Consider the following 14,966-nt stretch of genomic DNA (forward strand, 5'->3'; position numbering starts at 1 on the left):
GTCGTCAGGCGGCGCCGCCCGCCCCTTCCGGGGTGGCGGAGGACGCGGAGGCCGCGGAGGCGCCCGGGTCGCCCGGGCCGGCCGGGCTGGCCTGGTTCGTCAGGGCGGCCGCGTCGAGGAGCCCGCCCAACAGGCGGTCGAGCCCCCACTCGTACTGCGCCTGGCCGTCGTCGTTCACGTGCAGGAGCTCCGGGGCGAGGGCCGTCAGCGCCGGGTAGCGCCCCGGCGGCAGCGCCGCCAGCCGGGCCCGCACCCGCGCGGCCTTCTCCTCCTCGCAGCCCCGGCTGCGGCGGATGGTCCACAGCGCCGAGCCGACCGTGTACTGCATCAGCGCCATGTGCGCGCGGACGGCGGCCGGCGCGGACAGCCCGGTCTGTCGGAGGAGGGCGAGCATGCGGTCGATCAGCGCTATCGCGTCGTCGCCCCGCTGCGGGCGGCCGGCGAGCAGTTGCAGGGCCGAGGGGTGCTCGGTGAAGAGCCGGTGGACCCCGAGGCAGACCTCCCGCAGCTCGTGCCGCGGGGTCAGCACGCCGGCGGGCGGCAGCTCGACTCCGTCCATCAGCCGCTGGGCGACGGCGTCGCTGATCTCGTCCTTCCCCCGAAAGTGGGAGTAGACCGCCATCGTGGCCACGCCCAGCTCGTCGGCGAGCGCGCGCATCGTGAACGCCTCCGCACCCTCGCGATCGAGCAGAGCGGTGGCCGCCTGGAGGATACGATCCGGGTTGAGGGTGTTGCGGGGCGCGCGGCGGCGCGGTGAGCGGACCGGCTGGGACACGGGAGTCGGGGTCACGTCAGGGTCTTTGCTCTCGGGCGTCCGCCGTGCTCGCGGCGCTCTCGGTCGCGCTGCGTCCGCGGCGGTCGCGGTCGGGGCCATCGCTTCGTTCGGTCATGCCGTTCGTTGTGCTGATCCTCACGCACCGCGCGGCCCGGCAGGCAACCCTGCGGCGGCGGCCCACGTCCTCCCCGACGTGTCCGCACCACCACGGCGGAGCGGACACCGAACCAGCGAACCACCCGGACCGCACGGAATGCGGGGCCGCGTGCGCGAGTTCTACCGTACGTCGTACGGTAGAGCGTACGCCAGACGACCATGACCACCGCCCGGGCCCGCGGCCTTTCGGAGAACCTGGAGAGACGTCCGCATGACGATCACCGCCACCGCGCCGCGCGCCGCGGCCTACCGCGGCCGGCTCCGCTGGTGGACCGAGCTTCCGCTCATCGCTGTGGTCTACGCGCTCTACTCCGGCGCCCGGCTGCTCGTCCGGGGCGACGTGCAGTCCGCGGTGCAGCACGGGGTGGACATCCTGCACTTCGAGCAGTGGGTGCATCTGGACCCGGAGCACTCGTTCAACCGGCTCTTCACCGACCACGCCTTCCTGGGCGTCCCGGCCGACTTCGCGTACGCGTCGCTGCACTACATCGTGACCCCGTCCGTCCTGGTGTGGTTGTGGCGCCGCCGCCCCACCCACTACCGGGTGGCCCGCACCTGGCTGATGATCTCCACCCTGATCGGGCTGATCGGCTTCACCCTGCTGCCCACCGCGCCGCCCCGGCTGCTCACCGGCGGCCACGGCTTCATCGACACCATGGCGCAGTACGGCTCCTACGGCTGGTGGGGCGGCGACGCGAGCGCGCCGCGCGGCATGGGCCACCTCACCAACGAGTACGCGGCCATGCCCAGCCTGCACGTGGGCTGGTCGCTGTGGTGCGGGCTCATGCTCTTCCGCTTCGGCCGGCACCGCGCGGTGCGCGCCCTGGGCGTGCTGTACCCGCTGGTCACGGCGCTGGTCGTGATGGGCACGGCGAACCACTACCTGCTGGACGCGTGCGCGGGCACGGCCGTCATGGGCCTCGGCTTCCTGCTGGCCCGGCCGGCGCTGCGGGTGGTCGACGCCGCCTACGCGCACCTCGGCTGGGCCCACCGGGCCTCCGCCGACTCGACCGGATCGGTCCGCGCGACCGGCGCGGTCGGCTCGGTCAAGGTGCCGGCCCCGTCCCCCGCCGGTGACAACGCGGGCCCCACCAGGCCGACGGCGGGAACCGCGGACAGCTCCTCCCCCCTTCTGAAGGTGCCCGCCCCGGCCTCCGCGCCCGACGACGCGCCCACCGCCGACCCCACGCTCGCCTACCGGCTGGACGGCCTGGAAAGCCTGGACGACATCGAGGGCATCAACGGCATCGACGACCTGTCCGGCCTGGACGACGCCCCGGGCGGTCTGGCCGAACCGGTCGCCGCACCCGTGCCGGACAGCGAGCCCGCGCCGCACCGCTGAACCCCCCGCACCGCGGACCCCGCGCCGCACCGCAGACCCCGCGCCGCACCGCAGACCCCGCGCCGCACCGCTGAACCCCCGCGCTCCCGCCCGTCGTCCGCCGCGCGGCCGGCACGGGAGGCGCCCGCCGGGCCGCGTTGTCGTCGGCTGGTGCAAGACTCTTCCGGGTGAGCACTACGCACTCCCTGCCGGAGCGGCTGTCCGCTCTGCGCGGCCCCGACGTCGGCGCCCGCCCGATGGACGCGCGGGCGCTGGCGGCGCTGGCCGCCAACCCCGGCTGCCGGCGCCGCGCGCTGATGGACGCCGCCGGGGTGGACAAGGGCGCCGTGGCCGAGGCCCTGGGTTCGCCGGCCCGCTTCGGCCAGTCCCACTTCGCCTTCTCCCGCGGCCACGCCTTCGAGGCCAGGGTGAAGGCCGACGGCTACTCGGCGTTGCTGCGGCTGCTGGGCGCCGACGGCCGGGCGGCGGCACCGGAGCTGGGCGCGCCGGGCCCCAGGGGCCGCGTCGAACGCACCCGGCTGGCGCTCGCCGAGGCCGAACCGGGCGGCTGGACACTGCTGGACCACCCCCTCCTCGCCCTGGAGATCGCCGGGTCCACCGTCTACCTCGAACCTGACGCGGTCGCGGTGGCGCCGGACGGCACCTGGACGGTCGTGGAGATCAAGTCCTTCCCGATCCTGGACGGCGCCGCCGACGCGCAGAAGGTGGGGGCCGCGGCCCGGCAGTCGGCGGTGTACGCGCTGGCACTGGACACCGTGGCCGAGGGCCGCACCCGCCCCGAGATCGTGCTCGTCTGCCCCCGGGACTTCTCCAACCTGCCCACCGCCGAACGGGTCGACATCCGCAAGCAGCTCGCCGTCACCCGCCGCCAGCTCGACCGGCTGACCCGGATCTCCGACATCGCCGACGCCCTGCCCGAGGGCACCACCTTCGACCTGCGCCCCGGCCCCGACGGGGTGACGGCCACCCGGCCGCGCGAGGAGCTGGCCGCCGCGGTGGAGTGTGTCCCGGCCGCGTACGCGCCCGAGTGCCTGTCCACCTGCGAGCTGGCCTTCCACTGCCGGGACCGGGCCCGGGCGGCGGGCCGGGTCGAGGCGCTGGGGCGCTCGCTGCGGGGCGAGTTGGGCGACCTGACCACCGTGGAGGCGGTCCTCGCCGCCGCGCACGGTTCGGCCGGGGAGCCGTCCGATCCGGCGGTGGCCGCCCTGCGCCGGGCCGCCGCGCTGCGCGGCGAGGCCCTGGCGGCGGCGGCCGGACCGCCGCCGTCCGCGCCGCTGGCGCCGCCCCGCGCGGCGGCGGAAGCCCTGGACGCGGACGCCCTCGGCGGCGCCCGATGAGCGTGATGCAGACCCTCGCCCGGGCCGAGGCGGTGGCCGCCGGGCGCGCGGTGCCGGCCGCCACCGTCCGGCACACGCGGCTGGGCGAGCGCCCCGTCGTCCTCGTCCCGCTCACCACAGCGGGCGAGGCGGGCGCGCCGCTGGGCGCGATGGTCGGCACCGACCGGGAGGCGCCCACCCTGCTGGTGGTGCCGCGACCGCTCGACCGGGAGCTGCGGTTCGGCTTCTTCGCCGACCTGGCCGACGCGCTGCTGCCGGTCGTGGAGTCCTACGCCGACGCCGTCGAGGTGGAGCCGGCCACCCGCAACCGCGAGGAGACCGAGGTCTGCGCCGACGCCCCGCAGATCGTGCTGCCCAACCCCGCGGCGCTGGAGTACGTCCGGCTGGTCGGCCGCTCCACCCGCTTCCTGCGCACCGCCGACGACCCGGACGCGCCGCACCCGGTGCCCGCGCCGGTGCCGCTGCTGGGGCGCTGGCTCACCCACTACGCGGAGCGCTCCCGCACCCCGGGCAGCGCGCTGCTGCCGGCGTTGACCGACCTGCTCACCCGGCACTGGACGACCGGCCAGAGCGCGATGGAGGACCAGCACCTGGGCGCCCTGCTGGCCTGGATCGACCCGCCTCCGGGGCTGGACGGCCCCACCGCCGCGGCCCGCGCGCAGACCGGCCGCGGCCCGGACGGCCTGCTGCTGAGCCCGCCGGCCGGCCCGGCCACCGACCCGGTCTTCGACAACCGCGTCCTCGCCCCCGCCCTGACCCGCTACGACCGGGCCCGCGCGGCCGGCGACGGGCCCGCGGCGGCGGCCGCCGAGGAGCAGGTGCGGAAGTTGGTGGCCTCGCAGCTCCGCCCCGCCTGGGACGACGTGTGGCGCGGCCTCGACCTGCTGCGGACGCTGCCCGAGGGCGAGCACGTGGCCGAGCGGTGGAAGCGGGACCGCTGGTCCTTCACCGGCCACCGGGACCGGGTGCGGGCCGGCGAGCCCCCGCAGCCCCGGCGGGACGACGCCGTGACCGCCGCGCAGAAGCTCGCCGGGCGGGAGGCCGCGCAGGCCCGGCTGCTGGCGCAGGAGGCGCTGGACGACCCGCTGGCGATGGCCGCGCGACGGCTGGGCGGCGAGGCGTTCGCCGGCACGGTGACGGGTGTGGAGATGGCCTACTCCGACGGCCGCCGCCCGATGCCGCGTCCGCTGGTCACCCTCGCCACCGCCGACCTGCCGCAGGCGGAGCCGGGCGCGAAGGCGTACCGCGCGGTGCCGGGGCGCGGTCGGCGCAGAGCGCGGTGCTGGTCTCGGTCGTCCCCCTGGGCGCCGGGGAGGGAGACGATCCGGACGCCGCCGAGGCCCCCTGGTACGAGGACGGACGGGACGGCGGACCCGAGGGCGGGCCGGATGCTCTGGCCCCGGCCTGGTCCGTGACGGTCCAGCTGACCGGTGGCATGGGCAGTGGCCGCACGCCCAAGGAGGGCTCGGTGCCCGAGCCCGGCGCGGCGGTGGAGTTCACCCTCTTCGAGCACGAGCCGCGCGGCGGCCCGGCGCTGCCCGACGCCGAGGCGACGCCCTGGACGCACGGCGGGCCGCCCGGTGCCGCCGAGGCCCCCGCCGCCCTCGGCTCCCCGGCTCCCCGGCTCCCCCGGCTCCCCCGGCCACGTCGAACGCACCGAACGCACCGAACGCACCGACGACCCCGACCCCGTGACCCCGGAGGACTTCCTGTGACGCAGTCGGCCCAGCCGGAGGCATCTCGGCCGGAGGCACCACCGGCTCAGTCGCCCGCGCGACCGCCCGCGCGGACGGCTGCCGGAGGTCCGGCGGACGGCGGTTTCGACCCGGGCGCGGCGGCCGCCCGGGCCACCGGCGCGATCCTCGCCGACACCCTGCACGGCACCGCCCGGGGCGTGGTGGTCGACTCCCCGCCGGGCGCCGGCAAGTCGACGCTGGTGGTGCGGGCGGCCCGCGAACTGGCCGCCGCCGGGGAGCCGCTGATGATCGTCGCGCAGACCAACGCCCAGGTCGACGACCTGGCGGACCGGCTGGCCGAGGCCGACCCGGAGCTGCCCGTGGGACGGCTGCACGGCGCCGACTCACCGCCCGACCCGGCGCTGCTCCGCCATCCGTCGATCGCCGCGTCCGCCTCGGTGGCCGACCTGCGCGACCGCCCGGTGGTGATCGCCACGGCGGCGAAGTGGGCGTACGTCAAGGACACCGAGCCGTGGCGGCACGCGATCGTCGACGAGGCGTACCAGATGCGCTCGGACGCGCTGCTCCAGGTGGCGGGGCTGTTCGAGCGGGCGCTGTTCGTCGGCGACCCGGGGCAGCTCGACCCGTTCAGCGTGGTCGGTGCCGAGCAGTGGGCGGGGCTGAGCTGGGACCCGTCGGCGAGCGCGGTGGTGACCCTGCTGGCCCACAACCCGGAGCTGCCGCAGCACCGGCTGCCGGTGTCCTGGCGGCTGCCGGCCACGGCGGCGCCCCTGGTGTCGCGGGCGTTCTACCCGTACACGCCCTTCCGCAGCGGCACCGGCCCGGGCGAGCGGCGGCTCTCCTTCGGCGTGCGAAGCGACGGCGGCGGCCTGGACCGGGTGCTGGACGAGGCGGCCGACAGCGGCTGGGGCCTGCTGGAACTGCCCGCCCGGCACACCCCCCGCACCGACCCCGAGGCTGTCCGGGCCGTCGCCCTGCTGGTCCGGCGGCTGCTGGACCGCGGCGGCGTCACCTGGTCGGCGCCCTCCCCCGACCCCGCGCCGCTGACAGCCGACCGCGTCGCCGTCGGCACCGCCCACCGCGACCAGGCAGCGGCCGTCCGGGCCGCACTCGCCGCGGTGGGCGTGACCGGGGTCGCGGTGGACACCGCGAACCGGCTCCAGGGCCGGGAGTTCGACGTCACCGTGGTGCTGCACCCGCTCTCCGGCCGCCCGGACGCGACCGCCTTCCACCTGGAGACGGGACGGCTGTGCGTCCTGGCCTCCCGCCACCGGCACGCCTGCCTGGTGGTCTGCCGCGCGGGCGTCGCCGAACTCCTCGACGAGCACCCCTCGTCCGAGCCGGTGAGCCTCGGCGTCACCGTCAAGTTCCCCGACGGCTGGGAGGCCAACCACGCTGTCCTCGCCCACCTCGCCGAACACCGCGTGCCCTACGCCCCGTGAACACCCCCGAGAGAGTTGCCACGCTGGGTGCCGTAGTGACTCCCGCCGGCGATGAAGGTGATGCTCGTGCACGCTGGCGCAACGTGTTCGACGGCCGCTGTCGTCATGGCACTACGGTTCGTTGGTGAAGGTCCGGGGACAGGGACCACGGCCACCGAGCCGTAGGGGGGTTGATGAGCACCCCGCTTCTCAGGGAGGCTCTTGATGTCGCAGAGCTTGAGTAGCTTTGCTGACCTGCTTCGGGCGGCTGAACGGTCGGTTGTCCACCTGGAGATGCGCGACGCCTACGGCGTGGAGTACGAGATCCAGGGGTTCGCGGCTTGGCGGGAGGGGCACCGCCGGGACCCCGACGACCGCGAGTCGTGGTGGCGTCCGTGGCTCGACCTCGTACGGGCGGTCACCGACAAGGGTGTAGCGATTCGCCGCGCCCGCATCGTCTCCGAGCCCGTGAGCGACTACATCCGATTCGAGCATTCCTGCACGTTCACCAACGTTGCCGCGGGTGAGGAGATCCGCTGGCTGCCACGGCGTCATGCGTCCGACCTGGCCCTGCCCGGCAACGACTTCTGGCTGTTCGACGACCGGTTGGTCCAGTTCAACGTCTTCGACGGAGTCGGCCGGTGGGTCCACACCGACCAGACCGAGGAACCCGCCGTCGCCCGCGCCTGCGCCTCGGCGTTCGAGGCGGTGTGGCAACGCGCCGTCCCGCACGACGACTACCAGCCCCGCTGATCCGCCGCGTCCACCGGGGGCGGATTCGCCGAGCGCCGCGGCCGACACGCGTCGCGATCGTCGCGCGTCGTGAACGCCCGTATGGCGCCGTCTGTCGAGAACGTTCAGGCTGGCGCAGGGCCTGATCCGGACGTACGGCCATACCGAGGCCGGCCGGCGTGAGGGCGTCACTCTGTTTAGTGCCGCACAGGACTGCGCTCGTCCAGCCAGGGGTGGCGGCGACGGATTCGGCTTGTGCCCGCGGCCGGAGCTCGGTCATCAGGGTGCCGCACCGTTCACTGTCCCGGTCGGTCCGCGAGACCCGCAGGGCCTGGCGGACGCCGGGTCCGGATCGTGGGAGCGGCTGGTGCCTGGTGGCGGTCCTGGATCGGGTGGGGCGGGGCGCGGGACAATGGAGGGCGTTGCCCAGACGCAGGAGGTAAACCGGATGTCGAAGCCGCCCGAGGCACGCCGCCCACCGGAGGAGCGGCCCAAGCGCCCGCTCCCGCTGCGGTTCGAGCCGGGCGCGGTGCTGGAGGAGGGCACCGACCGCTTCTTCGACCTGGAGTCGATGGAGGACCCCGAGGAGTTGCTGGTCAGGGCCACGGAGCTGGCGCTGGCGTTCCGCGCGGCCGCCGATCGGGCCACGGAGTTCCAGGCGATGGCGGCCGCGCAGCTGGCGGACCCGCGCCGCTTCGACCGGCTGACCCTGGCCCGGCTCGCCGAGCGGGCGGGGTGGACGGAGGACTACGCGCGCAGGATGGTCGAGTTCGGCGAGGGGCTGATCAAGCGCGGCGGCGTCACCCCCTGAGCGGCCCGCCCCCGGCGCCGGCCCGGCTCGGGCCCTTCCGGCTCGGGGGTCTGGCCGGGGCCCTTCCGGCGCAGGGTCCCGGTTCGGAGGGCCGACGGAGGGTCCCGCTTCGGAGGCTTCCGGTTCGGAGGGCCGAAAACGCTTCCGGCCAGGCAGCCCGGTGTGTGCGCCGCACCCGCGCGCGGCAAACCGCCGACCTCGTGCCGTCACGCTCCGAGGCCGGACGGACACGGTACCCCGCCGCCCGGCCCGCGTCCCGGATACCGCGAAACCTGCCGTTGGCAACTGCCACGTGGGCGACCGTGATGGGCATGGACGATACGGAACGGCGGCAGTTGACCCCGTACGCCACCACCGACGGCGTGGCCTGGCTCGCCTCCGCCAGCGCCTTCCCGCGCAGCGTGCGGGCCCTGTGGTCGGCGCGCCCGGCGGCGCCGAGCGTGCTGCCCTGCGGCACCGTCTTCGACGTGCTGAACCTGCCGGAGCTGTTCGGGCGCCGGGTGCTGGAGCATCTGTGGTCGGACGGTCCGTGCGGCGGCCCCGGCAGCGGCCCGGCGGCGGTCCACCAGGGCCGGGTGCTGCTGCTGGCGTCGGTGGGGACCGCGCAGCGGCTGCCGGCGCTGCTGGAGTGGGAGGAGTGGGGCCGCCGGGTGCCGCCGATGCTGTGCCACGGCGCCGGCGACGCGGTGACCGTCCCGCCGCTGCCCGGTCCGGGGCGCGGGGCGGCGGCGGGCCGCTCGCGGTGGCTGGTGGCGCCGGCCTCGGCGAGCCCCTGGCTGCCCGGCGCGGAGGTGCTGCTGTGGGCGTGCGTGCGGGCCGTGCGGACGGACCGGACGGCGGCCCGCGCGGAGTCCGTGCGGACGGACCCGGTACGGACGGCCGCGCCCGTTCCGCCGCTGGTCACGGTGCCCGGACCGGCCTGAGCCGGGTGACGCGGGACCGGCACGGAACGGATTTCGCAACCTCTGGGGACGGGTGCTAATGTTTTCCACGTCAGCAGGCGCCGCTAGCTCAGTTGGTTAGAGCAGCTGACTCTTAATCAGCGGGTCCGGGGTTCGAGTCCCTGGCGGCGCACCTGAGGGACGAAGGCCTCTCGCGAAAGCGAGGGGCCTTCGTTTGTTTCCCGCGCCACGTCTGCCGCGCCACGTCTGCCGCGCCACGTCTGCCGCGCCACCCCGGCGGTCGCGGGATCGGCCGGGCGGTCCCGGGACCGCCCTGGTGGTCCGGTGATCGGCCGGGCGGGCGGCGCGGCGGGCCTTCCCCCACGGCGGGCCGGGGGGCGGGGTAGCGTTCAGGCGGCGGCGGGCGCCGCCGGCCGGAACGTGTCCTGCGTCACTTGGAGGCTTCACCATGGCAACCACCCGTACCGCGACCACCCAGTGGCAGGGCCCCCTGATGGGCGGCGCCGGCACGGTCTCGCTGGACACCTCCGGCGTCGGCACGTACGAGGTCTCGTGGCCGTCGCGCGCCGAGGCCGCGAACGGGAAGACGAGCCCGGAGGAGCTCATCGCGGCGGCCCACTCGTCCTGCTACTCGATGGCGCTCTCGCACGGCCTGGCCGGCGCGGGCACCCCGCCGGAGACGGTGCGGACGGTGGCGAACGTCACCTTCCAGCCGGGCGAGGGCATCACCGGCATCACCCTGTCGGTGAAGGCCCGGGTGCCGGGGCTGACCGCCGAGGCGTTCGAGGCCGCCGCGCAGGACGCGAAGGCCAACTGCCCGGTGAGCAAGGCGCTGGCCGGCGTGGACATCACCCTTGAGGCCGAGCTGCTCGCCTGACCGGCAACCGCTGGGGAGTCGCCCGGACGGCGGACCCGGTCAGCGGCGGGTGACGCGGATCCTCCAGTCACCCGCCGCGTCCGGCCCCAGGACGGTGAAGGAGAACCCGTCGACGGTGTCCGTCCAGCGCTGGCCGGGGGCGAAGGGGGCGTCGTTGAGCGAGTTGAACGAGCCGCTGCTGTAGTCGCAGGCGGTGCTGCGCGGGTGGGCGTCGACCACCGTGACCGGGCCCTGGCCGGAGTCGACGTCGGTGCGTATCCGGTAGGCGAGTATGCCCTGGCGGCAGGCGTCCTGGTCGTTGCCGAGGGCCTCGCGCAGCTCCAGGACGTACGCCTTCGTCGGGCCGAAGGGCAGCACCACCGCCTTGCCGCCGCCGGGGACCTCGTCCGGGTGGAGCGTGTAGGTGCGGGTGCCGGGGGTGGCCTCGCAGGCGACCTGGCTGTCGTCGAGCCAGCCGAGCTTCCACTTGTGCCAGGCCAGCAGGTCTCCTTGGAGCCCCCAGTCCAGGGACATGGTGTCCCACTGCCCGGCGAGGTGGTCGGTGCGCTGGAAGTCGGAGACGGAGTAGAGGTCGGGCAGCCCGAGGGTGTGGCCGTTCTCGTGGGCGAGGACCCGGAAGCCGGACTGGTCGTGGCCGTAGATGAGGGAGACCTTGTCCAGGTGGGCGCCGTCGGCGGTGGTGACGGCCGAGGCGCCGGTCCAGGTCACGGAGAGGACGGCCTGGTCGGCCGGCGGACCGGCGTTGGGGGTGACGAGGACGTTGACGATGTCGTAGCCGCGGAAGTCCACGCCTGAGCCGGCCGCCTTGACCAGGTCGCGCATCATCGCCGTGTGCGCGTCCCAGCCGTAGCCGCGGCCGATCCCGTAGGAGGAGAACGGCCGCGGCATCCGTATCCACCGCAGCACCGGCGTGGAGCGGTAGTCCAGCCGGCCGAAGGACGCCCGCTCGTACCAGTCGTGGACGGCCGGGAAGAACTCGTCGTACCGCTCGCGGGCGCTGTAGGGGCTCTTGGCGTCGGGGAAGTCGATCAGCAGGGTGAGCGCCCGGACGGTGCCGGTGGAGGGGGCGAACTCGCCGTCGGGGCCGTGCTGGACGTGCTCGGGGAAGCCCTCGGACATGGCGGTGCCCGGCATCTGCCGCAGCGCGCAGGGGCGGCCCGGCGGGGGGCCGAGGCGCCGGCGCCCGACGGTCCGGGGCCGGCGGTGACGACGGAGCCGAGGGCCAGCAGCCCGGCGGCGGCGAGCGCGGCGCCCCGCAGCAGCCCGGCGCGGGCCCCGGGCCGCAGGGCGGCGGCCACGTCAGGCGGCCGGGTCGAGGTCGGCGGGCCGCCGCGGGGTACCCACGGTGACCCGGACGCTGAAGGTCCCGTCGGCCGGCCGGTCGGTGACGGTGACCTGCACGCTGCCGTCCGGCGGCGACCAGGACTCGCCGACGCCGAGCGGGGCGTCGGCCAGCGGCGGGTAGACCGAGGTGGCCGGGCAGGCGGACGTGCCGGGATGGCCGTCGACGACCCTGACCGGCCCGTCGCCGGAGGAGGCGTCCGAGCGCACGGTGTAGAGCAGGACGCCCTCGGTGCAGGCGGTGCGGTCGTTGCCGGCGCGGGTCCGGGCCTCGATCGCCAGCGCGCGGTCCGGGCCGGTGCGCACCACCAGCAGCTTGGTGCCGCCGGGGACCTCGTCCGGGCTGAGGTCGTGGTAGGTGGTGCCGACGCCGGTGACGCAGCCGACCTGGTCCGGCGCGAGCCAGCCCAGCCGCCACTTGTGCCAGGCGAAGGGGTCGGGGGCCAGGCCGAACTGGCTGCCCATCAGGTCCCAGTCGCCGACGTAGGTGTCCCAGTCGGCGTCGCTGCCGGCCGGCGGGCGGTAGTACAGGTCGGGCAGGTCGAAGATGTGGCCGGTCTCGTGGGCGAGGACGTCGCGGTCCGGCGGGTGGTGCTCGAAGACGGTGACCAGGCGCCGCAGGTGGTTGCCGTCGGCGGTGATCGGGGTGGCGAGGTTGACCACCTTGGTGGCGTCGGAGTCGACGCCGGGCGCGTCCGGGTCGGCGACGAGGTAGACGACGTCGTAGCCGTGGAAGTCGACGTGCGGGTCGGCGGTGGCGACGGCGTCGCGCAGGTAGGCGGCGCGGTCGGCGGCGTCCCAGTCGCGGTTGATGAGGTAGTCGCCGGCCGGGCGCGGCATCCGCAGCCAGGTCGTCTCGGCGTGCAGGTGCAGCCGGAACTGCCCGTAGGAGGCGGTGTCCCAGAACGCGCCGGTGGCCGGGTAGTGGTCGGCGGCCACCTGGGCGGGCGTCAGGTCGGGGGCGGTGCCGGGGAAGGACAGGAAGACCATCAGCGCCCTGACGTCGCCCTGCGGCCGGGCGAAGGAGGTGTCCCAGTCGTTGCCCTCGGAGTGGTGGGCGGCGGCGCGCGGCAGCAGGCAGGGGGTGTCGCCGCTGACGGCGGTCGCGGACGGGCCGGTCATCAGCGTCCAGGCCACCAGCGCGGCGAAGCCCGCCACCGCGGCCGCCGCGGCGCGCAGCACCCGGGTCCGCGTGTCGGGCGGCCGGGCGGCCGGCAGGTCTGAGCGGGGCACCGGGTCCTCCGTGCGGGGTGGCGTCGGGGGGTCGTCCGTCCGGGATCTCCCTCACCCTGCTATGGATTGCGGTGGTTTGCCGGATTCGGGTGCTCCGGGAGGGTGGCGGTGGCACCGGCCCGGCGGATGCCCACCGCCGCCCGGGTGACTACCCTGCGTGATGATCTACGGAGAGCGTGCGGACCCACGGACGGCGCGGCGGCAAATCCGGCCACCGGCCGGAACCCGTGCGGAGAATCACCACGGCAACGCTGGATCGCCAACTCCGCCAGCCCATATGATCGCCAGTGACGGAAGCGCGGACAGGAGCAGTCCATGGGCACACCCGCGGGCGGCCCCGGCGTCGAGCCCGGCAGCGCAGCCCAGACCATCACCCGCAGTGATCATTCGCGAGGAGCGGGCGGAACCGGCCCGGTCGGCCCCGCCCGGCAGCCGGAGCCGACGGAATCCACGGGGGCCGCAGGGACCACGGGGTCCATGGGGTCCGCCGAGGCCGCGGACTACCGGGCCGCGTTCGCCGTCGCCCGCTCGGCGATGGCGCTGCTCGACTCCGACGGCACCGTGGTGGCGGCCAACCGCGCGCTGGCCCGGCTGCTGGGCACCTCGCCCGAGCGGCTGGCCGCCCAGCCGGCCGGCCCGCTGCTCGGCCTGGCCGGCGACCCGCACGCGCGGGCCGCGTTCGACGAGGTGCTGTCCGGGCGCCGCCGCCGGCTGCGCTGCGTGCGCCGGCTGGTCCGCCCCGACGGCGGCAGCGTGCGCGCCGAGATGGTGCTGTCCCGCACCGGCACCCGCCCGCTGCTGCTCACCGTCGAGGACGTGGGCGAACGCGAGGAGCTGCGCCGCGAGCTGCGGCACCTGCGGATGCACGACCCGGTGACCCGGCTGCCGAACCGGGCGCTGTTCTTCGAACGGCTCACGGACGCCTGCGCCCGGGCCCCCGAACGCGGCAACGGCCGGATCGGCCTGTGCTACCTGGACCTGGACGGCTTCAAGGCGGTCAACGACACCCTCGGCCACCGGGTCGGCGACGAGCTGCTGGCCGCCGTGGCCGGCCGGCTGCTGGCCTGCGCCGAGGCCGGCGGCCACCTGGTGGCGCGGCTGGGCGGCGACGAGTTCGCGCTGCTGCTGCGGGACTCCACCGGCACCGGGCACGCCACCGGCCTGGCCGCCGCGGTGCTCGACGCGCTCCAGCGGCCGTTCGACGTGGCCGGGCACCGGCTGGCCGTCTCGGCGAGCATCGGGGTGGTGGAGCGGGAGGCGCAGGGCACCACGGCCACCGGCCTGATGCAGGCCGCGGACACCACGCTGTACTGGGCGAAGGCCGACGGCAAGGGCCGCTGGACGCTCTTCGACCCCGAGCGCAACGAGCACCGGATGACCCGTCAGGCCCTCTCCCGCACCCTGCGGCAGGCGGTGGAGCGGGGCGAGTTCGTCCTGGACTACCAGCCGCTGGTGGCCCTGGACTCCGGGGAGGTACGGGGGGTGGAGGCGCTGGTGCGCTGGGAGCACCCGCACTTCGGGCGGCTGGCCCCGAACCGCTTCATCGGGCTGGCCGAGGAGGACGGCTCGATCGTGCAGCTGGGCCGGTGGGTGCTGGCCGAGTCCTGCCGGCAGGCGCGCGCCTGGCAGCGGCAGCGGCCCGAGACCCCGCTGGTGGTGAGCGTGAACGTGGCGGTGCGCCAGGTGTGGGACTCCGACCTGGTCGCCGACGTCGCGGAGATCCTGCGGGAGACCGGGCTGCCGCCGCGGCTGCTCCAGCTGGAGCTGACCGAGTCCGCGGTGATGGGCTCGGCCGGCCGGCCGTTGCAGGCGCTGCACGCGCTGGACGAGATGGGTGTGCGGATCGCCATCGACGACTTCGGCACCGGTTACTCCAACCTCGCCTACATGAGCCGGCTGCCGGTCTCGGCGCTGAAGCTGGACGGCTCGTTCGTCCAGGGCTTCCGGTCCGCGGAGCACCCCAACCCGGCCGACGAGACGATCGTCGAGGCGCTGGTCGACCTCGCCCACCGGCTGGGCCTGACGGTCACGGCGGAGTGCGTGGAGAACGCCGAGCAGGCCGAGCGGCTGCGCCGGATCGGCTGCGACACCGGCCAGGGCTGGCACTACTCGCGGCCGGTGGGCCCGGACGCGATCTCCTGCCTGCTGTGACCGCCGCCGGGCGCTGCGGCACCCGAGGCGGGGACCCGGAACGGGGGCATGGACGCGGAGCAGGGAAGGGCCCGTGTCCTCGGGGGAGTGAGGACGCGGGCCCTTCGGGCCGGTGGCGGTGGGGTCGCCCGGCCGGCCGTACCTGAGGGGGGTTCAGCGGGGCGGTCCGGCCCCGCGGTTCAGGGACGGGA

General features: G+C 75.7%; 12 protein-coding genes and 1 tRNA gene. 10 read left to right on the forward strand and 3 right to left on the reverse strand.

All coding sequences use genetic code 11. From position 1 onward, the window contains the following. Positions 1-4: 4 nt before the first annotated feature. Entirely contained in the window at positions 5-790 is a 786-nt protein-coding gene (locus BS72_RS06160; protein ID WP_078901049.1) for a TetR/AcrR family transcriptional regulator, read from the reverse strand. 352 nt (positions 791-1,142) lie between these two features. Here BS72_RS06160 and BS72_RS06165 point away from each other — a divergent pair, with 352 nt between their 5' ends. The 9 genes from BS72_RS06165 to BS72_RS06205 all read left to right on the forward strand — a co-directional run bounded on the left by BS72_RS06165 (position 1,143) and on the right by BS72_RS06205 (position 10,050). After that, positions 1,143-2,273, forward strand: coding sequence for a phosphatase PAP2 family protein (locus tag BS72_RS06165; protein WP_232792226.1), 1,131 nt, complete (start codon positions 1,143-1,145; stop codon positions 2,271-2,273). Between the two features lie 236 nt (positions 2,274-2,509). Next, the gene (locus tag BS72_RS06170; RefSeq protein ID WP_407638942.1) at positions 2,510-3,610 is read left to right on the forward strand and encodes a hypothetical protein; all 1,101 of its coding nucleotides are present in this window, start codon (positions 2,510-2,512) and stop codon (positions 3,608-3,610) included. Beyond that, entirely contained in the window at positions 3,607-5,025 is a 1,419-nt protein-coding gene (locus tag BS72_RS06175; protein WP_063835979.1) for a hypothetical protein, read from the forward strand. Before BS72_RS06170 ends, BS72_RS06175 begins: the two co-directional genes overlap by 4 nt. Before the next feature lie 443 nt (positions 5,026-5,468). Then, positions 5,469-6,749 (forward strand): AAA family ATPase, encoded by a 1,281-nt coding sequence (locus BS72_RS06180; protein ID WP_051950759.1) that lies wholly within the window; start codon positions 5,469-5,471, stop codon positions 6,747-6,749. Between the two features lie 204 nt (positions 6,750-6,953). Then, on the forward strand, positions 6,954-7,481 hold the full coding sequence (locus tag BS72_RS06185) for a DUF6879 family protein (protein WP_037907033.1): 528 nt from the start codon (positions 6,954-6,956) through the stop codon (positions 7,479-7,481). A 427-nt stretch (positions 7,482-7,908) separates the two neighbouring features. Continuing rightward, positions 7,909-8,271 carry a hypothetical protein gene (locus BS72_RS06190; RefSeq protein WP_037907035.1) on the forward strand — a complete coding sequence of 121 codons (363 nt, stop codon included), beginning with the start codon at positions 7,909-7,911 and terminating at the stop codon, positions 8,269-8,271. A 311-nt stretch (positions 8,272-8,582) separates the two neighbouring features. Beyond that, positions 8,583-9,194: a bifunctional DNA primase/polymerase gene (locus tag BS72_RS06195; RefSeq protein ID WP_078901101.1), complete on the forward strand. Its 612-nt coding sequence runs from the start codon at positions 8,583-8,585 to the stop codon at positions 9,192-9,194. Positions 9,195-9,271: 77 nt separating this feature from the next. Next, positions 9,272-9,345: transfer RNA gene (locus BS72_RS06200), tRNA-Lys, on the forward strand. A 276-nt stretch (positions 9,346-9,621) separates the two neighbouring features. Then, positions 9,622-10,050 carry an OsmC family peroxiredoxin gene (locus tag BS72_RS06205; RefSeq protein ID WP_037907037.1) on the forward strand — a complete coding sequence of 143 codons (429 nt, stop codon included), beginning with the start codon at positions 9,622-9,624 and terminating at the stop codon, positions 10,048-10,050. A gap of 39 nt (positions 10,051-10,089) precedes the next feature. Here the strand turns inward: BS72_RS06205 and BS72_RS06210 are convergent, their stop codons facing one another. Together BS72_RS06210 and BS72_RS06215 are read right to left on the reverse strand one after the other, a co-directional pair. Continuing rightward, a complete protein-coding gene (locus tag BS72_RS06210; protein ID WP_107498669.1) occupies positions 10,090-11,184 on the reverse strand; it encodes a M6 family metalloprotease domain-containing protein in 1,095 nt (364 codons plus the stop codon). A 165-nt stretch (positions 11,185-11,349) separates the two neighbouring features. Continuing rightward, positions 11,350-12,624: a M6 family metalloprotease domain-containing protein gene (locus tag BS72_RS06215; RefSeq protein WP_232792227.1), complete on the reverse strand. Its 1,275-nt coding sequence runs from the start codon at positions 12,622-12,624 to the stop codon at positions 11,350-11,352. Between the two features lie 477 nt (positions 12,625-13,101). On the opposite strand from BS72_RS06215, the gene BS72_RS06220 reads away from it, so the two are divergent. Beyond that, a complete protein-coding gene (locus BS72_RS06220) occupies positions 13,102-14,775 on the forward strand; it encodes a putative bifunctional diguanylate cyclase/phosphodiesterase (protein WP_051950705.1) in 1,674 nt (557 codons plus the stop codon). Positions 14,776-14,966: the final 191 nt, after the last annotated feature.

Origin of the sequence: Actinacidiphila yeochonensis CN732 (assembly GCF_000745345.1) — a bacterium.
In the GTDB taxonomy this organism is placed as follows: Bacteria; Actinomycetota; Actinomycetes; order Streptomycetales; family Streptomycetaceae; genus Actinacidiphila; species Actinacidiphila yeochonensis.